Raw genomic sequence first — 19,114 nt, 5'->3', positions numbered from 1 at the left:
TCGTCTAACCAGTGTCTGGCAGCATCGCTTCAACTTTATTCCGTCGGCACAGGAAACGAACTCATGACGCTTTTTTTACGTGCCTCTTCTATTCGCGATTTTCGTTTGATCCCCGCTGCCGCGGCTTTTTTTGTGGCCCACATCATGTTCGCTCAAACTCCAGGCGGGTCGAAGATCCCGGTCTCAACTTCGGCTCAGCCTGATCGGGCTTCTTCCTATTATCACTACAGCCTGGCCCGGCTTTACGAAGATATGGCGGTTAACGCGGGCCGGTCGGACTACGCCACACAAGCGGTGGAGCAGTACAAGTTAGCTCTGGATGCCGATCCGAGTTCGCATCTTCTCCAAGATGGGTTGGCCGATCTCTATTTCAAAATTGGCCGTATTCGTGAGGCTGTGACGGCTGCTCAGGACCAGGTGAGCAAAAATCCTGACGACATAGAAGCTCATACGCTCTTGGGGAAGGTCTATCTACGTTCTCTCGGGGACATGCAAAGTCCGCAATCGGGCCAAATGCTTCAACTGGCGATTGCTGAGTATGAAAAGCTCGCTCAATTGAAACCGGGCGATGTGGAGACTCATCTTTTGTTAGGCCAGCTCTACGGTCTGAATCATGATTCGGGAAAGGCGGAGGCAGAATTCAAAGCAGCCCAGAGCATCGACGCAAATTCGGAAGAAGTTGCGCTTAATATGGCGCGGCTCTATAGCGAGCAGGGTGATCCGAAGCGCGCTGCAGATGTACTTAGTTCGGTGCCGGTTGACGATCGTTCGCCTCGCGTCGAGTTCGCTCTGGGTGCGAGTTACGAGCAACTGAAGAAAAATAAGGACGCGATCGCTGCATACCATCGAGCTCTGGATCTTGAGCCAGACAATCTGGATACTGAGCGCGGTCTTGCCAATGCACTACTAGCTGATGGTCAACTGGACGAGGCGTTGAAGGTGTTAAATGTCATCGTTGCTGCTGAACCGCAGGACGCGCAGTCGCAGATCCATATCTCGGAGATCGAACGCAGACAGGGCCACTACGACGAAGCGCTCAAGACACTCGATAAGGCAAAGCCATTGGCTCCGGACTCGCTCGAGCTTACCTACAATGAGGCGCTTATCTATGACTCGCTGGGGCGCTATGACGATGCGACTGGAGTCCTGACTAAGCTGGTGGCAGATACTGCGCATCCGGATGGGAAATATACGGATGGAGAGAAGGCGAATCGCTCGATCTTCCTGGATAGGCTAGCCATTATCTATCGCGAGGAGAACAAGACCGCAGAGGCGGTTGCTGCCTACAAGCAGATGGCTGCGCTCGGTGGTGATTACGTCAAGAGTGGTTATCAAGGGCAGATCGATGCGTATCGCGATGCTCACCAGTGGAAGGAAGCTACTGCGACTGCTGCTGAAGTAGCGAAGCTGATGCCGAATGATCATGGGATTCAGCTGATGTATGCGGGGCAACTCGCTGATACAGGTTCGGTTGATGGAGGTGTCGCACTGGCAAATGCGCAGTTGGCCGCGACAAAGGGAACTGCGGACGAGCGCGATTCGCATCTGGCTTTGGCCCAGATTTATACGCGTCTCAAGCGGTTTCAGGAAGCGTCTGCTGAGTTGACGAGCGCTGATGCGCTAGCCACGAAGCCTGACGAGAAGCTTTATGTGGCGTTCCTGAGAGGTGCGCTTTACGACAAGCAGAAACAGTATGATCTTGCGGAAGCTGAGTTCCGGAAGGCGCTTGTCATCGATCCGCAGAACGCTACCGTGCTCAACTATCTCGGCTATATGCTGGCCGATCGCGGTGTTCGGCTTCCGGAGGCGTTGACGATGATTCGGAAGGCGGTTGAACTCGATCCGCAAAATGGTGCGTTTCTGGACTCGCTTGGCTGGGTTTACTACAAATCAGGTCAATATGCGTTGGCGGAAGAAAATCTTCGCAAAGCGAACGAGCGGATCAACACCGACCCCACCGTTCACGATCATCTCGGTGAGGTTTATGAGAAGACCGGGAACCTGAAGATGGCGGTGGCACAGTGGGAGCGGTCGATGACTGAGTATTCCCGGTCCCTGCCGGCCGATGCGGATCCTGCGGATGTTGCGAAGGTTGAGCATAAGCTTGAGAACGCTCGCGTGAAGCTGGCGAAGGTCGGGACTGTTTCGGTCAAGTAGTTAGTGGGTAAGTGTGAGGCCTCTCGAGCAAGCTCGAGAGGCCTTTGCCATTTACACTAGAGTCGACTATGGCAACGGATCTGCATCGATGCGCGGTCGTCGCCGAACCGGGCGACCTGCTACTGACTCGCGTTTACCCGGCACCTTTTCGGCCTTCGCGGACTCCGTTTCAACGGGACCGGGAGCGAATTGTGCAGGCTCGCGCTTTTCGGAGACTTGCGGGGAAGACGCAAGTTTTTACGAGCCGCGCGTCGGATCATTTTCGTAGCCGATTGACTCATACGATTGAGGTCGCGCAGATTGCACGGGCGGTTGCGGCTGCGCTCAGGCTGCAGGAAGATCTGGCCGAGACGCTGGCATTGGTCCATGACATCGGACATCCTCCGTTTGGACATGCCGGGGAACGGGCGCTCGACCGCTGTTTGAAGAGGCATGGCAGCGGCTTTGATCACAATATCCATGCTTTGCGAATCGTTGAGCACTTCGAGTTGCGCTATGCCGCGCATCGTGGGCTGAACCTGACGCTTGGCGTTCGCGAGGGCATCATCAAGCATTCGCGTGACTACAGTGTGGAGAAGCATCCCGATCTGGCAGGCTTTCTGCTGGATCAGAGACCACCGCTCGAGGCTCAGTTGATCGATCTGGCAGATGAGATCTCCTATCTTACGGCGGACCTTGATGACGGCGTCGAGTCCGGGCTGCTCGAGATTGGGCATATCTGCGAGCATGTGGAGATCGTCGCGCGCTGCTATAAGACCGTCGAACGAGAGCATGTCGGGGTCGATGAGAAGTTCCTGTTCAACGAAGCGTTGCAGTTGATGCAAAACGTTCTTACCGACGATTTGATTGAAAATACGGCTCGCAACACGCTGGCGATTGGAGCGGAGTCGCTGGCTGATATTCGCAGACACGCCAGCCGGCTCGCTTTGTTTTCGCCTGAGGTTGAAGCGCAGCGTCTCCAGGAGAAGCAGTATCTCTACGACACCCTCTACACCTGTCCGGCGCTTGAACATGAGCATGACAAGGCGGAGGAGGTGGTTACGGCGTTGTTCGACTACTGGATCAACGACCCGGAGGAGCTGCCGGTGAGCCACTTCGAGTCGGTGGAGAACCAGGGCCTGGCCCGCGTGGTGGCAGACTATATCGCTGGAATGACGGACAGCTTCATTCTGTTGCAATATGCGCAGATCAAGCGGGCTGTGCGTCGGTAGAGCTTTTGAGCGATTTAAAAGTGCACGACCTCTTATGGGACGGGGTACACTTTCAGCCACATGAGCTTCAGTCCGGCGAACATTACGGCGCTGGTGATTGCAGCCAGCTTTGCGGCTGGGCTGAATATCTATGCCACCGTACTGACGCTTGGGCTGCTGGCTCGCACGCATTGGGTTGCACTGCCTCCTGGACTTGATTCGCTGGGGCACACCTGGGTGCTGGTGGTGTGCGGGATTATGTTTGCGATCGAGTTCGTGGCCGATAAGATTCCGGCGTTCGACATGATCTGGAACGGTTTGCATACGGTGGTGCGAATTCCGATTGCTGCGCTGGTGGCGTATCACGCGAGCTCCCAACTGTCGCCGCAGATGCAGATTCTGGCGACGGCGGTTGGTGCGGCGGTGGCGCTGGCGGCGCACGGGTCGAAGACTGCGCTGCGTGCGGCGGTCACGCCGAGCCCGGAGCCGGTATCCAATATTGCGCTGAGCACGTCGGAAGATGTGGTGGCCGTTGGGCTGACGTGGTTTGCTACACACCATCCGGTGATCGCTGCTTCGGCTGCTCTACTTTGTCTGGTGGCTGCGGGTCTGGCTGCGCGAGCGCTGCTTCGGGCTATACAGAAGCCGTTACGCCGGTTGTTCGGCACCGATCTTGAAGAGAGCCGGAGCCAGGTGAAGCCGCTCCCGTGATGGTACCCCCTCCCCCTCCACTACCCTCGTATAAGTCGTTTATTTTCAGCTATTTGATGGGTAGTCTCTCCTGTAAATTCGTCATTGCAAAAGGGTTGCGGCCAAATTCGTCTTATCAAAGGGTTTAGGCATTAGCGGACCTCTTGAACGCGAAAAAGCCCCGGTTGGCCCGGGGCTTTTTCGCATCTATGTCTAGTATAGCTTTTTGGCGATAACTGATACGCCACGCGTAAGTGATTCGTAATGAATTGTTTAGTTGGTTTAAGGGCTTGACAGATTTCTGATGAGCACGTGAATACGATCAACTCAAGGTCATTGGAGGTTAGCGTGAGCGATCAGACTCCGTTGCACTTCGTCTTCTACTTTGCTGCACCACCCGACAAGGTTTGGGAGGGCTTCGTCTCTCCTGAGTCTAACCGTGTCATCTTCATGGGCGCCGAGCTGGAAACGGACCTGAAACCTGGCGGTCCGATGAACTGGATCGGTTCTGGACCGGATGGCAAACGTACTGCCTATGTTCGGGGCGAGGTGCTCCAGTCTGACCCGCCTAAATTCCTGCAGTACACATTTGCCGTGGGCGCTTCCAACGATACCTCTCGCGTCTCGATAGAACTTGCGCCGGAGAGCGAGGCCACCAAGGTCTCTGTGACGCACGACCAATGGAAGGAGGGTGACGCGGCCTACGCCACTTCCGCGGATGGGTGGCCACGTATTCTTTCCCGTCTGAAGACACTGATCGAAACAGGCAAGACGTTCAAGCCTCACTGAGACGTGGTTGATCGGTGCCTGGAGTGAAAGCGTTTAGCGTGTCGATGGCATCTGGAGCTCGAAGAGTTTTGCCGGGTCTACGTAGGTGCCTTGCCAACGGACCCCGAGATGGAGGTGAGGGCCGGTGGCGCGTCCCGAGGCTCCGCTGAGTGCAATGATCTGGCCGCGACGAATGCGACGGCCGACGGTGACTTCGATCTTCGAGAGGTGCATGTAGACGCTCATGAGGCCCAGGCCGTGGTCGATGACGACGCAGCCGCCTTCGAAGTAAAGCGGACGTGCCAGGACGACGCGGCCTGAATTGATTGCGGCTACGGGTGTGTGCAGCTTCGCGTGGTAGTCGAGGCCGTGATGTACGCTCGCTACCTTTCCGTTGAAGAGGCGCTGGTTGCCGAAGGAGTCTGACTCGGGTGCGAGAGGTAGGGGAGGGAGGAAGCTGGCTGACCATTGCCGCGTGGGGGCTGAGGTAGCGAAGGCTTTGTCTTTGACGATCTTGTCTGCGGCGATTTGTTTGAGTGCTTTGGGGGCGGGCTCGACGAATTTGTCCGAAACAGATAGCGGAACCTGGAGGTAGGGCGCAGTTTGGATCGTCAGCTCCTGGTGGAGTGTCTGGTGGGTTCCGTCTTTGAGATTCGCTTCGACGGTGAGTGGGTAGCTGCCTGGGGCAAGTTCAACATCGACTCCGGCGAGCGCGAACCAGGTGCGGTGGTCGGAGTTCGGGAAGAAGAGAACGTGGTGAGTTTGCCAATCGCCGGTTACTGAGAGAGCTTCGTTTGGGAGTGAGAGGGTGATGAGATATGGCGATCCGTTCATTAAGGGGGTGGGGGAGACCTGGATGGCGTTGTCGGCGAGCTTGTTGGCGCCGCGAGCTGGAGGCGCGAGGGAGAGGAGCATTGCGGCGGCGAGAGTAAGGATTCGTTGGAATGCACGGAGCATGAGATGTGAGTGTAACGGGAGAGAGCGGATTGGTGGCGAGCTGAATTGTTGCTAAAGGCGGCGCGGGCGGGAGATGTTGCCGCGGTGATATTCTAGCCAGAATCAGTAGGAATGAGGCCTCGTTTCATGTCAAACCCCAGCGCACCAGAGCCCACATCGTTCGAATCCCCTGAAAACATAGAATCCACCGAATCGTTTGACGCGATTCTTTCTCAGTATGAGCGGACGCATTCGCGGCGGTCTGGCGAGGGTGGAAAACAGATAGCGGGGACCGTGGTTGCGGTGTCTGCTGATTCGGTGTTCGTCGATATTGGGTATAAGACGGAGGGCGTGTTGCCTCTGACTCTGTTTCAGAGCGCGGGTGAGACGGTTGAGGTGGGGAGTAAGCTGCAGGTTTCGGTGAAGGGCCGGAACGAAGAGGGATACTACGAGCTGTCGCGGATGCGGGTGGAGCAGCCGAAGGATTGGAGCGCGCTGGAGAAGGCGTTTGCGGATAAGGCTGTGATTGTTGGGACGGTGACGGGCGTGGTGAAGGGTGGATTGACGGTGGATGTGGGCGTGAGGGCGTTTATGCCTGGCTCGCGTAGTGGGGCGCGGGATGCCGCGGAGATGGAGAAGCTGGTGGGGCAGGAGATTCGCTGCAGGATTATTAAGCTGGATGCGACGGAGGAGGATGTCGTCGTCGATCGGCGTGCGGTGGCGGAGGAAGAGGATCGCGCGACGAAGGACAGGCGGTATGCGGAGATTCGTGAAGGCGATTTGGTTTCGGGAACGGTGCGCAGCGTGACCGACTATGGCGCGTTTGTCGATATCGGGGGAGTGGATGGGTTGCTGCACATCAGCGATATTTCGTGGGCGCGGGTAGAGAAGCCGGCGGATGTGCTGACGGTAGGGCAGCAGGTGGACGCGAAGGTGTTGAAGGTGGAGGCGGCGGGGAAGAGAATTTCGCTGGGGATGAAGCAGCTGCTGGCGCATCCGTGGGATGCGGTGGCGGGGAAGTATTCGGCGGGCGAGCGAGTGCGAGGGGCGGTGACGCGGGTTACGGACTTCGGCGCGTTTGTGGAGCTGGAGCCGGGCGTTGAGGGGATGGTGCATATCTCGGAGATGTCGTGGGTGAAGAAGGTGAGGAAGCCGGCGGATTTGGTGAAGCCGGGGGATGTGGTGGAAGTGATGATTCTCGGGGTGAGTGTGGCGGAGCGGCGGATGTCGTTGGGGCTGAAGCAGACGCTGGGGGATCCGTGGGTGGATGCTGCGGAGAAGTTTTCGGTGGGATCGCAGGTGGAGGGGCCGGTGACGAGCTTTACGAAGTTCGGCGCGTTTGTGCAAGTGGCCGAGGGCGTTGAAGGCATGATTCACGTCAGCGAGATCAGCGCGGAGAAGCGGGTGGAGCGGCCGCAGGATGTGTTGCGCGTGGGGCAGGTAGTGAAGACGAAGGTGCTCGATGTGGATAAGGAGAAGCGGCAGATCAAGTTGAGTATGAAGCAGTTGGTGCCGACCGGATTGGATGAGTACATCGCGGAACATCACGATGGAGATTTGGTGACGGGGCGGCTGATTGAGGTATCGGGCGATCACGGGACGGTGGAGCTGGGTGAGGGGATTCGTGCGCGGGCGGGGTTGGTGGTGGAGGGTGCGGTGAAGGAAGAGGCGAAGTCCGGGGCGCCGGATCTGTCGTCGTTCAGCTCGATGCTGGCGGCGCGATGGAAGAATGGGCCGAGCGCTGCTGAGGCGAAGGCTGAGCCGGTTCGGGTGGGGCAGATTCGCAGCTTCCGGATTACGCTGCTGGATCGCGAAACGAAGAAGGTGGAAGTGCGGTTGGTCTAGAAGATTATCAAGAATAAATTCGCAGTAGCGTGATGTGCTATTAACCCTTCGTTTTCAATAGGCTGCGGAGAATTGCGGAGACGAGGTGTTTGGCGCGGTGGTTGTGGATGCGTTTTGCGGTGAAGATTCCGCGCTATATTAGATTTATCGTGTTCAGCCTTGGGCCAAAACCGAATGTGCAGAGCTCCTGGAGAATATTCCTTGCGCTGCTTTGCATGTTGCTGGTTTTGGCGACCGGGACGGTTCAGGCTGTTCACTCCCATCCAGTTGGCGATATCTCTCATGCGGACTGCGCGCTCTGCGTCACGGCGCACGTAGCTGTCGAGGTTGCCCAACCGCCGGTGACATTGGCTGTCGCCTCTGTCGTATCCGCTATTGAGGTCTTCGATCCGCCGACGCGGATGAAGACTTTTTTTACGTTTGCACTCTACACCCGACCACCGCCTGTTGACTCTGTTCTCGCTTAGAACGGTTGTCAAAAAAATCAGGTTGAAATTCAAGGGGGTTGTGTATGCACACGTCAATACGACGGGTCATTTTCGCACTATTCGCAGTTTTGTTTGTTTTCAGTAGCACGGGCTTGTGGTCGCAGTCTGCTGGAAATGCTGGTACCGTTGCTGGCACGGTCACGGACGCAACGGGCGCTATTGTGCCTGGGGCCACTGTCTCGATTGAGAATCCAGTCAGTGGTTACAGCCGAGTCACAACGACGGATGGTTCGGGTCATTATCAGTTCACGAACCTGCCGTTGAATCCTTATCACGTGGTGGTTTCGCTGACGGGGTTCGCTTCGTCGACCCAGGATATTCAGGTCAGGTCGTTTGTCCCAATTGCGGTGAAGACTACTTTGATGGTGGGTGCGACTTCGACGGTTGTGGATGTGACGGGAAGCGATCTGGTAGAGAACGATTCGACGTTTCATACTGACGTGGATCGTGGACTGTTCGACAAGTTGCCGCTGGAGAGCCAGTCGTCTTCGCTGAGTTCGCTGGTGACGTTGGCGTCGCCTGGAGTTGCAGCGGACTCGAATGGGCTGTTCCATGGGCTCGGCGACCATGCGTCGAACTCTTTTTCGATCGATGGTCAACCGATTACAGATCAGCAGAGCAAGGTCTTTTCGAATCAGATTCCTTCGAATTCGATCCAGTCGATTGAGGTGATCTCAGGAGCGCCGCCGGCTGAATTTGGCGGTAAGACGAGTCTTGTGATCCAGGTGACAACGCGGTCGGGACTTGGGGTGAGGAAGCCGACCGGTAGCGTGACGACATCGTATGGGACGTTCGGGTCGGCGACCGCTGGAGTCGATTTGAGTTATGGCGGAGAGAAGTGGGGGAATTTTATTGAGGTCGATGGTCTGAATACCGGGCGCTTCCTCGATCCTCCTGAGTTTACGGTCTTCCACGACAAGGGCAATGAGGCTAATGTGTTCGATCGTATAGACCGGCAGCTTACGCCTGTCGATTCGATCCATTTGAATTTGAACTACAGCCGTTCGTGGTTTCAGACGCCAAATGCGTTCGACAATCTGAATGTGCAGAACGTGATTAGCGGCGGTGGGGGAGCGAATCCTATCTTCGGAAATGTTGGTAATACGGACCAGCGTTCGAAGATCGGAACCTTTGATATCGCACCAACCTATACGCGAACGATTGGGGCGAACTCAGTCTTCAACTTCGGTCCTTATATTCGTAAGGATCAGTATGACTACTATCCGAGCGGAAACCCGCTGGCCGATCTCGGGCCACCCAATCTGCAGAACCAGACGATCTCCCAGACAAGGTCTCTTACGAATGCCGGAGTGCATACCGATTTTTCGTATGTAAAGGGGATCAACAACATCAAGGTTGGCGCTAACTACTCGCAGACATTCTTGCGGGAGAGTGACACGCTGGGTGTGGTCGCAAATACGTTCAACTCTCCTTGTACGGATGGCGCGGCGAATCCTGTGAATGGATTTACCGATCCGTCGCAGTGCGCGGCGGCGGGGTTGTTTCCGAACGACGGCATGCTCGCCAAGACGCTGGGATCTCAAACGCTTGCCTTCAATCCGGTTCTGCTGCCGTTCGATTTGACTCGTGGCGGTGGGCAGTTCAACTTCATCGGCCGGACCGATGTGAAGGAAGTCGCCTTGTATGTTGAGGACCAGATCAAGGCGGGTAACTGGCTCTTCAATGTTGGTATTCGCGGGGATCTTTATAACGGTTTGACGGTTGCGCGTCAGGCGGAGCCTCGCGTGGGCATAGCTTATAGCGTGAAGCAGACTAATACGGTTCTGCGTTTGTCGTATGCGAGAACGCTCGAGACTCCGTTCAATGAAAACCTGGTGCTTTCGAGCGAGGGTTGCGGAAATGAGGTGCTCTCACCGCTTCTGCTTTGCACTCCTGGCGTGTCGGGAAATCTGCAGCCCGGTTACCGCAATGAGTTTCACGCGGGTTTGCAACAGGCGTTTGGAAAAAACTTTGTGATCAGTGGCGATTACATATGGAAGTACACGCACAATGCGTTTGACTTCAGTGTGCTTGGCAACACGCCGATTACGTTCCCAATCGATTGGCACAACTCGAAAATTCCTGGCTTCGCGTTGCGAGCTGATGTTCCTAACTTCCACAATCTCTCAGCGTTTGTTGTGATGTCTTCAGTGGCTGCGCGGTTCTTCCCGCCGCAGGTTGCTGGAGCAGGCGCGACAGTGGGGAATGGCGGTTTTCCGTTCCGTATCGACCACGACGAGCGCTACAACCAGACGACGCATGTGCAGTATCAGATAGCTGGAAAGCACAGCCCGTGGGTTGGTTTCAACTGGCGGTTTGACAGCGGTCTGACTGCGGGTTCGGTACCTTGCTACAACGTGACTGATCCGAACAGTTTGTGCAATCCGGCGAACGGTGGCCCGTCAATCACAATCAACGGGCAGCCGGGAATCGATCTGAGTGGGTTGACGCCTGATCAGCAGTTCCAGGCTGGGCTGACCTGCAACGGTGTGAAGGCTACTCCGTTTGTTGGCATCCCGGGCAATCAGTGCCTTGCTTCGCAGCTTACTTCGAAGCTGGTTTCGATTCCTGCACCGGGAACGGAAAACGATGACAAGAATCCTCCAAGGATTCAGGAGCGTAGTCTATTTGATGCTTCGATTGGCCAGGATAACTTGTTCAGCGGGGATAAGAACAAGTGGAGTCTTCGTCTGACTGGTGTGAACATTACCAACAAGTACGCACTCTATAACTTCCTCTCGACCTTCAGCGGTACGCACTATGTCACACCGCGTGCTCTGACGGCAGAGTTGGGTTTCCACTTCTAGTAGAAACGATTAGAACGATGGATGGGCAGTGGATGATTCCACTGCCCATTTTTTTTCTGGTGTGGGTGGTTATTCCGCGGCTTGTAACTTCGTTTGCTTCTCAAGATCCTTGAGGGTCTCTTTGCTCAAGGCTTTTTCATGCAGGAGAAGCTCTGCGGCGCGGACGCGGGGCGTGCCGTGGAACCACTCCTGCACGATGTTGTTTTTGAGCAGGTTGGTCACGGCGAGAAGGCACATGCCCTGATGGTGCGCCATCCACGAGCGAACTAATTCGGGTTGATTGCTCTGGGTGTAGTCGGCTGCTTCATAGAAGCCATAGGCTCCGGTCCAATCCATGGATGCCATGCGCCGAAGGTTGGTGATGGCGTCTTTGCGAAGAAGAGGGAGCGCTAGGAAGCTGGAGTAGGGCGAGATGACAGGGCCGTCTTCGGCTCCGTACTTCAGTGCGAGTTTCGGAATGCCCCAGGCCTGATAGCCGTATCGACCTTGAGGATCTTTTTTGGAGAAGCCGGATTCGGAGATTCCCCAGGGGCTGTTGTGGACGTGGTCTTTTTGAATGCGGACGGCGGATTCGAGAGAGCGCGCGATGAGAGTGTCGGGGAAGGTGCGCATCCAGAGGGAGGGCATCATGTATTCGAACATGGTTCCGGTCCAGGAGAGGAGAGCGGCGCGTCCGTTGACGAGGACGTGGGAGCGGTCGAGGCGGAACCAGGACTGCTGCGGGATGTCGCCCTTTGCGACGGCAATGAAAGATGCGATGCGAGCCTCGGAGGCGAGGAGATCGTAACAGGCTGAATGGAGCTCGTGGGTGATGCCGTCGTAGCCAATGGAGAGGAGTTGGCGCGATTCGACGAGGAGAAAGCCGTACTCCATGGCGTCGGCGTGGCGCTCTGCTTCGCTGGCGATTTTGGTCAAGTCGGATTTCAGTTGGGCGAGACATCTTTTGGCGGTGGAGAGTAGGGCGAGAAGTTCTGTGGCGGAGGTGGCGAGCGCGGAGCCGCTGGGGATGTCGCGTGATGCACCGGAGAGCTTCGATTCCAACTCGGTGACGAAGTCGGCCGCATCGAGGAGGGTGGGGATTATTTTGTGTTCGGAGCCGTCGAGTTGAGGTGGAGCGAAGAGGGCGTCGAACTGGGGAAGGAGCCAGGGGGTGTACTGCTCGGCGAAGACCGATAGCGCGGTGAGACGGTTGGAAACCTCGTTGGTGAACCAGTCGTCGCTGTTGTGATTTGGGGTTTGTGGGATGGATCGGAGATGTGATCTTACGGCTGTTGCTGCGGGTTCAGCAGGCGCGAGTGTGGGCGTTGCTTTGACGGAAGGGTGTTGCATCTGTTTCAAGGTCGCGAAGGTATCCGGGTCGAGGAGAGGGCGCTTGAGGAGATCGAGCGCACCGGTGCGCAGCGTGTAGAGGGAGGCAGCGAGGTTGCCGCTGTCAACTGCGGAGACGATGTGCGGTGGGATGGGGCGGAGGGTTTCAATGTCGTACCAGTTGTAGATGTGGCCGCGCTGTTTTTCGAGGCGGTCGTAGGTATTGAGTGTGCCTAGTGTGGACTGGGCGAACTCGGGTAGGGTGAGGAAGCCGAACTCGTAGGCTGCCTGGCGGGCGTTGAAGAGCATGCCGAGGTTTGTGGGGGAGAGCTTTCGGATTTGAAGACTGTTTTGTTCTTCGACGTTGTCGGGAATGAGCCAGTGATTTTTCTCGTCGCCGAAGTCGTGGAAGTATCGCCAGATGTGGAGTGCTTGCTTTTGAAGGAAGTGGGTGTCTTCTGTAGTAAGGGGGCCCTCTTCGCGGGTTGCCGGTGAGTTTAGCCAGATGGCGACGAGAGGTGCGATGGCCCAGAGGATGAGGACAGGTGAGGCTGCGATGAGAGACCGGATGTTCGTGAGGGCGAGGGCGACGGCGATAACCAGGGCGGCGACGGGCGAGAGTTGGAGATAGATGTCGAGTGGTGTTCGGGATTTTCCCGATTCGGCTTGCGCGGCTGTCTCCCATTCGAGCATGTGCTTGCCTGATACCAAGGTGCGGCTTAGGGAGCGGACGATGGCATCAATGGCGAGGAACATGTGGTGAGGCAGGAAGGTGAGGTTCAGCATGGTGAAGCCGAACGAGGCGCCAAAGGTGAAGAAGCCTTCGCGAGCGCCGACGAAGCTGAGTTTGGATAAGGCGCGGCCGAGGTTGAAGGCTAGTTGAACGAGGACAGGGAGGAGGAGGAGGACGACGCCGGCGATGGTCCAGTAGAGCGCGCCGCCGGGGAGGATGAACCAGCCGAGGAGAAAAAGGAGGAAGGTTACTGGTTCGACGAGGCTGCGGCGGAGGTTGTCGAAGATCTTCCAGCGCGAGATGGTGTTGATGGGATTGGGAACGGATTTGCCGGATTCGTCGGGGACATCGGCGAAGAGCCAGCGGGCGATCTGCCAATCGCCGCGCACCCAGCGATGTTTGCGACGGGTGTGGGCGGAGTAGTGTGAGGGGTAATCGTCGATGATTTCGATGTCGGTGACGAGACCGGCGCGGGCATAGGAGCCCTCGATGAGGTCGTGAGAGAGGAGAGCGTTGCGAGGGAAACGACGGTCGAGCACCTGGTGGAGGATTGCGACCTCGTAGATGCCTTTGCCTGCGAAGCTGCCTTCGCCGAAGAGGTCCTGATAAACGTCGGAGACTGCTCGGGTATAGATGTCGAAGCCGGTTTCGCCGGAGTAAAGGGACGCGAGGCGGGAGCGTGATGCGGAGGAGACGCTGACGCCTACGCGCGGTTGGAGGATGCCGTATCCCTGGGTGACGATGCGGAGACGTGGGTTGACGATCGCCTGATTGAGCGGATGCGCCATGGTACCGACCATGCGGGCTGCGGTGCCGCGTGGGAGTTGGGTGTCGGAGTCGAGCGTGATGACGTAGCGAACGTGTTGCAGGGCTTCGACTGGTCCGGCTTTGAGGGGGAAGCTGTCGAGTTCGTTGAGTAGAAATTTATTGAGGTCGAGTAGCTTGCCGCGCTTGCGCTCCCAACCCATCCAGACGCCCTGGCGGGAGTTGAAGACGCGGTAGCGATGGAGGAGAAAGAAGGCTCCGCCTTTTGCGCGGGGGTACTTTGCGTTGAGATGTTCGACACACTCGACCGCTAGTTTGGCGAGCGAGTTGGAGTCTTCGTCGAGTGGGCGAGCTTTGGTGTCGGGCAGGTCTGTGAGTAGGCCGAAGTGGATGTTGGGGTCTTGATTGGAGAGGTAGCGGGCTTCGAGTTCGTCGAAGAGTTCGCGGACCTGGATCTCGCTGAGGAGGAGTGTGGGGACAACGACGAGGGTGATGGCGTCGTCCGGGACGCCCTTTGAGAGATCGATTTTTGGGAGAGACTGGGCACTCATCAATGCGGTGACGGTGTTGTTGATGAGATCGACTCCGCCCTGGGTCGCGGGAAGGAGGGCGAGCAGGAGTGTACCTATGATCGGCCAGAAGGCGTGATGAGGGACGAGCGGCGCGATGATGGCGACGATGAGAAGGCAGGAGAGCGTGAAGATGCCGAGGATGTAGAAGTCTTCGTTGAAACGGCGGATGAAGGTGCGGGTGCGTTCGATGAGGGGCGGGTGGTATCCGATGCGACGGCTTAGAGCAGGGAGGCCTTCGGCGAAGAGGTAGTAGCCGATGTGCCTTGTGCGCATTGCGAGGCGGGGATCAGGATCGGAGGTTGCAAAGGCTTCGCGTGCGAGCCTAAGGGCGATCTGCGCGGTTTCAACTTCGGTGGCGTCCGCGTCGTGCGCGAGTTCAGCTACCCGCATGTGATAGTTGTGGCGGGTCTCGTCCTCCATGTGAGCGAAGACGTCTGCTGGGTCCTGGCGGAGGATGGAGTCGAAGGCGATGAGAGGCTCGAGGACGTTGCGCCACTCGAACTGATTGAGGCGGCGCATGCTGTGGAGGATTGCGGAGAAGGGAGACTGCTCGATGGGCGGGAGGGGGCCGGCGGCGAAGGCTTCTTCGGCGCGGTCGAGGATGTATTCGAGCTGTGCGAGCTTCAGAGCCTGTGGCAGAACTGTGATCTCTTCGAGCAGGAGGGCGTCGCGCTGCTGGGCCTGCTGGACGTAGACGGTGAGTGACTCGTCGGACCAGATGCCTTTTGCCGCGACGAGATATCCCTCAGTGAGGTTGATGGCTCGTGGCAGCTCCTCGTTTTGATTGACTCTTACGTGAGGGAGAGTTGAGAAAGTTTCGGCGGTGTTGTCTCCCGCGATGAGCGCGGACTCGAGCATGCGGGTGCTCTCGAGGAGTTCGAGTTCGGGGGTGAGCTCATGAATGGAGGCGGTTTTGCGGCAGGTGCGGAGGACTTCGGCGAGTCGCTGCTTGAGGCTGGTGAGGCGTGCTGCGAGGCCGGTAGATTTTGTGCTGGCCGGAACCATCTCCCATTGATGACTCAGTGCGTTGGCGCGCTCTCGCAGCTCCTCGTCTGAGACCGATGGTCTTTCGGGCAGGCCTGCAGTCGGCATCTCCAGTGCCGGAGCGGTGGGGGGTAATGCGTGTTCTGCAGTGAGCGGATTCTCTGATGATGGTGCCATGGAACCTTTCTCGTATTGTTCTGCTGCTAAGGCGAGTGATTTTGTTCAAATATGTTAGTGCTGATTGAGATGCCGTGTTGAGCCTACCTGTAGCTTGCGGCCTGCATCTCAAACATGCTCGCATAGAGCCCATTTTTGTCTATGAGCTGTTGGTGATTGCCTTCTTCGATCAATCGACCGCCGGAGAGGACGACGATGCGGTCGGCCATGCGTACGGTGGAGAAGCGGTGAGAGATGAGCAGAGCCATCTTTCCCTGGGTGAGTTCGGCGAAGCGCTCGAAGACTTCGAGTTCGCTGCGTGCGTCGAGGGCAGCGGTTGGTTCGTCGAGGATGAGGAGTTGGGCGTCGCGGAGATAGGCGCGGGCGAGGGCCATCTTTTGCCACTCTCCACCGGAGAGCTCCACGCCACCTTCGAAGCGGCGGCCGAGCATCTGGTCGTAGCCGCCGGCTAGTTTCGCGACGACGGTGTCGGCGAGGCTTTTCTGGGCGGCGACCTCGATGTCGCTGTCTTCATAGGGTTGATCAACTCGTCCGACCCCGATGTTCTCGCGTGCGGTCATCTCAAAGCGCATGAAGTCCTGAAAGATGACTCCGATGTGGCGGTGGAGATCTTCGAGGACGTATTCGCGGAGGTCAATGCCGTCGAGTAGAATCTCGCCTTCGGTGGGGTCGTAGAGGCGGGTGATGAGTTTGACGACGGTGGTCTTGCCCTGGCCGTTTTCGCCGATGAGCGCGATTCTTTCTCCGGGAGAGAGGGTGAGGTTGAAGTTCTTGAGGACGGTTCGGTTGGTGCCGGGATAAGTGAAGGAGACGTTGCGGAACTCGAAGCCGGTTCGGATTGGAACTGGGGCGGGAAGGCCGTCGGTTTTGGAGAGGACGGTCGGCTTCATGTCGAAGAAGGCGATGAGGTCGGTGAGGAAGAGGGCCTGGTCGGCTATGCCGGAGGCGGTGGAGAAGACTTGCTGGAGGTTGGAGCTGGCCTGCTGGATGGCGGTGGTGAGGAATCCGAATTCACCGATGTTGTAGGCGCCGTGAAGGGTACGCCAGATGACGTAGACGTAGGCTCCGTAGTATCCGAGGGTGCCGATGACGCCTAGCAGACCACCTACGATGAGCTTTGACCTTGAGAGGGTTACATCTTCGAGGTAGATCTGATCGGCGAGCGCTTGAAATCTTCCGGTGAAGAACTTGTTCAGGCCGAAGAGCTTTACTTCTTTTGCGCCTTCGCGGCTACCGGCTACTTGTCGCAGGTAGTCCATCTGGCGTTTGGCGGGAGTCTGACGGAAGTTTTTGGCGTAACCGAGGAAGGCGTAGTGGGTTTCGCCGAGGAACGATGGAAGAACGCCGAGCGCGAGAAGGAGAACCAGCCAAGGGGAGGCGAACGCGAGCGCCGCTGAAAATGCCAGGGTCGTGATGATCTGCGTGACCAGGCGACCTAGCTGTTGAATCATTGCGAGGCGATCGGTGGCCTGGACGCGAGCGCGTTCGAGGCGATCGTAGAAGACGGGGTCTTCATAAGTGGTGAGGTCGAGACGTGCGGCCTGCTCCATGACGCGGACACTGACGTATTGCGTATAGCGATTCGCGAGGAGCGAGTCTGAGTAGTCGATGGCGCGAGTGATGAGGCCGAGGGAGACGTTGAGGGCTACTTCGGCGATGACGAGCTTCCAGAAGTTGGGCGCGAGTGCGTGACCGCGGATCACTTCCGCGATGTCGTTCAGGATGTAGGCAGCTATCTTCGCGATGCCGAAGGGAAGAGTGGCGACGATGACGCGAAGGAATAGCCCCCAGGTTACGACGGCTCGTCCTGACTGCCAGAGGATACGCAGAACGGCAGGCATGTTTCGGAGAGCGCTGATCCGATCGCGCCATGGACTCGCAGCATTCACACGGTCTTTCAAATGGCTCCTAAAGTGAGACTGCAAAAGAGTAAGGAAGAGTCACATAGAAGGTATGTCTGGATTAACTGGATGCAGTAAAGCTATCAGGTGTTGGATACATTGTGGGTCAGTGATTACACGGCGGCTGTTGGTGCGTAGAGTTCGTCGAATGGGGTGCGAAGGATGGGCTCCAACATTGAGCCTGTTGAGACAGAAGGCGGCGGTCGACGGACTTGTGGGAAGAGAGAACTAGTGCTTGCTGGAGGCTGCTTGCGAGGATGCCTCCTTCGACAATTCGAAGGCTTTTTTTGAGTGCTCATGGGCTTGTTGGGATAGCTCGTGTGCGGTGAGGTGATCGCCTTTGCCGTGGGCGGTTGCTGCGGCAGAGTGGGCGTGGGCGGCTTTGTTGTGATACTCGGCGGCGCGGTCGTGCGGGCTTTGCGGCATGATGGTACTCCTTAGTTGGTTGGATGCGGGTGGTGGGTTTGAAGAGATTTTGTTGATAGTTAGTTTTTTGGAGGGGTGGGGGTGGCTGGGGTGAGCCAGGGCTTTGGGCGGGTGACCCAGAGGATGGGCTGGCGAATGGGGAAGGTGCGTTGGAGCTCGAGGTTGGGCGGGTCGGGGGGGAGGGTCTTCCAGAGGGTGACGTACTCGGGGCGATCGTAGGCGCGGGCGGCGAAGAGGAGGCTGGGTGGGCGGATGGGGAGGGAGGCGAAGTAGGTGGCGTCGGCTCGGTAGGGCCAGGTGCCGCGGTTTAGGAAGTATGGATAGAGGCGGGCGATGACGGTGTGCATGCCGGGGCCGTCCTGGAGTTCGTAGTCCCAGACACTCTCGAAGCGGGTGGAGAGGAGGAGGCAGATGGCGGCAAGCATGTCCAGGTTGAAAAGGGTGTTGCGGTAGGGGTTTGGGGTGGTGAGTTCGTGGGGGAAGGTGCCGTCGGCCACGATCTGGGCGCGGAGTGTGGAGCTTTTGTACTGGTGGCGGAGGGTGGTGAGGGGGCGGTCGTCTTTGGGCTCGGTGAGGTGGGCGATGGCGGCGGCCTGGAGGAGCCATGAGGTTCCGAGGTGGCTTTTGGTGTCTCGGGCGAGGCCGGCTAGGCGCGAGGTGTTGAGCCAGTCGAAGTAGTCGGTGAACCACTTCGTGAGGGTGGTGAGTTCTTCGGGGGGCAGGGCTTCGGAGTTGATGAGGAAGGGAAGGGATTGGACTACTTCAGCGAGGTGGACTGCTTCGACGACGCCTTCGGGGCGTCCATTTTTTGCGGGGGGGATGGTCTGGGCGTAGAGGATGCTGGGGGTCATGCTGGTGGCGGGGTCGACGAACCAGGCGCGGAGGTGGGCGGCGGCTTGTTGGGCGTAGCGTGTGTCGCTGGTGAGGAGGTAGGCGGCGGCGAGAGCGGGGACGTAGAGGCCGAGGTTGAGCAGGGCATCGCGATGGGCGGTGAAGGCGTCGGGGTTGGGGGCGGTGTGCTGGACCCAGGGTGCGGTGGGGTTGGCGGGGTCGGGGAAGTAGTCTTCGGCTTCGGAGTAGAAATCGTGGGGGGTGCCGGGACTGCGAGGAGCGGGAAAGGCGGTGAGGGGAAACGGGGGTTGGGTGAGGTAGCGGTTGGCCTGGGCGAGGATACGGTCGTGGTCGATGGCGGCGACGTCGGGGCGGGCGGTGGGTTGGCTTGGGGGTTTGGTCTGAGGCTGGGTTTGGGCGGAGAGGAGATGGGGAGTGAGGAGGAGGGTGGCGGCCTGGGAGCAGAAGGTGCGACGGGTGACGGTCATCGGGCTCAAGTCTCTCCGGCGGCAGGTTACCACGAAGTTCAGGGATCG

Annotated in this window: 12 protein-coding genes; 7 read left to right on the top strand and 5 right to left on the bottom strand. The window is 57.9% G+C overall.

The window, feature by feature from the left end; translation table 11 throughout:
- Positions 1–63: 63 nt before the first annotated feature.
- The 4 genes from RBB77_RS15945 (at position 64) to RBB77_RS15930 (ending at position 4,826) form a co-directional block, all read left to right on the top strand.
- Entirely contained in the window at positions 64–2,157 is a 2,094-nt protein-coding gene (locus RBB77_RS15945) for a tetratricopeptide repeat protein (protein WP_353062729.1), read from the top strand.
- 68 nt (positions 2,158–2,225) lie between these two features.
- Complete coding sequence (dgt, locus tag RBB77_RS15940) at positions 2,226–3,368, top strand: dGTP triphosphohydrolase (RefSeq protein WP_353062728.1); 1,143 nt, start codon at positions 2,226–2,228, stop codon at positions 3,366–3,368.
- A 60-nt stretch (positions 3,369–3,428) separates the two neighbouring features.
- Positions 3,429–4,058, top strand: a complete 630-nt coding sequence (locus RBB77_RS15935; protein WP_353062727.1) for a DUF4126 domain-containing protein — start codon at positions 3,429–3,431, stop codon at positions 4,056–4,058.
- A gap of 327 nt (positions 4,059–4,385) precedes the next feature.
- Complete coding sequence (locus tag RBB77_RS15930) at positions 4,386–4,826, top strand: SRPBCC domain-containing protein (RefSeq protein ID WP_353062726.1); 441 nt, start codon at positions 4,386–4,388, stop codon at positions 4,824–4,826.
- A 33-nt stretch (positions 4,827–4,859) separates the two neighbouring features.
- Here the strand turns inward: RBB77_RS15930 and RBB77_RS15925 are convergent, their stop codons facing one another.
- On the bottom strand, positions 4,860–5,762 hold the full coding sequence (locus tag RBB77_RS15925; protein WP_353062725.1) for a M23 family metallopeptidase: 903 nt from the start codon (positions 5,760–5,762) through the stop codon (positions 4,860–4,862).
- A 126-nt stretch (positions 5,763–5,888) separates the two neighbouring features.
- Here RBB77_RS15925 and RBB77_RS15920 point away from each other — a divergent pair, with 126 nt between their 5' ends.
- The 3 genes from RBB77_RS15920 to RBB77_RS15910 all read left to right on the top strand — a co-directional run bounded on the left by RBB77_RS15920 (position 5,889) and on the right by RBB77_RS15910 (position 10,881).
- A complete protein-coding gene (locus tag RBB77_RS15920) occupies positions 5,889–7,586 on the top strand; it encodes a 30S ribosomal protein S1 (RefSeq protein WP_353062724.1) in 1,698 nt (565 codons plus the stop codon).
- An 89-nt stretch (positions 7,587–7,675) separates the two neighbouring features.
- Positions 7,676–8,053 (top strand): hypothetical protein, encoded by a 378-nt coding sequence (locus RBB77_RS15915; RefSeq protein ID WP_353062723.1) that lies wholly within the window; start codon positions 7,676–7,678, stop codon positions 8,051–8,053.
- A gap of 113 nt (positions 8,054–8,166) precedes the next feature.
- On the top strand, positions 8,167–10,881 hold the full coding sequence (locus RBB77_RS15910) for a TonB-dependent receptor (protein ID WP_353062722.1): 2,715 nt from the start codon (positions 8,167–8,169) through the stop codon (positions 10,879–10,881).
- A 69-nt stretch (positions 10,882–10,950) separates the two neighbouring features.
- Here RBB77_RS15910 and RBB77_RS15905 read toward each other — a convergent pair whose 3' ends face one another.
- The 4 genes from RBB77_RS15905 to RBB77_RS15890 form a co-directional block, all read right to left on the bottom strand.
- Complete coding sequence (locus tag RBB77_RS15905; protein WP_353062721.1) at positions 10,951–15,420, bottom strand: glucoamylase family protein; 4,470 nt, start codon at positions 15,418–15,420, stop codon at positions 10,951–10,953.
- A gap of 83 nt (positions 15,421–15,503) precedes the next feature.
- Positions 15,504–17,321, bottom strand: a complete 1,818-nt coding sequence (locus RBB77_RS15900; protein ID WP_353062720.1) for an ABC transporter ATP-binding protein — start codon at positions 17,319–17,321, stop codon at positions 15,504–15,506.
- Between the two features lie 228 nt (positions 17,322–17,549).
- The gene (locus RBB77_RS15895) at positions 17,550–17,747 is read right to left on the bottom strand and encodes a DUF1771 domain-containing protein (protein WP_353062719.1); all 198 of its coding nucleotides are present in this window, start codon (positions 17,745–17,747) and stop codon (positions 17,550–17,552) included.
- A 59-nt stretch (positions 17,748–17,806) separates the two neighbouring features.
- On the bottom strand, positions 17,807–19,066 hold the full coding sequence (locus RBB77_RS15890) for an alginate lyase family protein (protein ID WP_353062718.1): 1,260 nt from the start codon (positions 19,064–19,066) through the stop codon (positions 17,807–17,809).
- Between the last annotated feature and the right edge of the window lie 48 nt (positions 19,067–19,114).

The organism is Tunturibacter psychrotolerans, assembly GCF_040359615.1.
GTDB lineage: Bacteria > Acidobacteriota > Terriglobia > Terriglobales > Acidobacteriaceae > Edaphobacter > Edaphobacter psychrotolerans.
The sequence above is the reverse complement of the archived record's forward strand: the minus strand, read 5'-3'. Positions and strand labels throughout refer to the sequence as shown.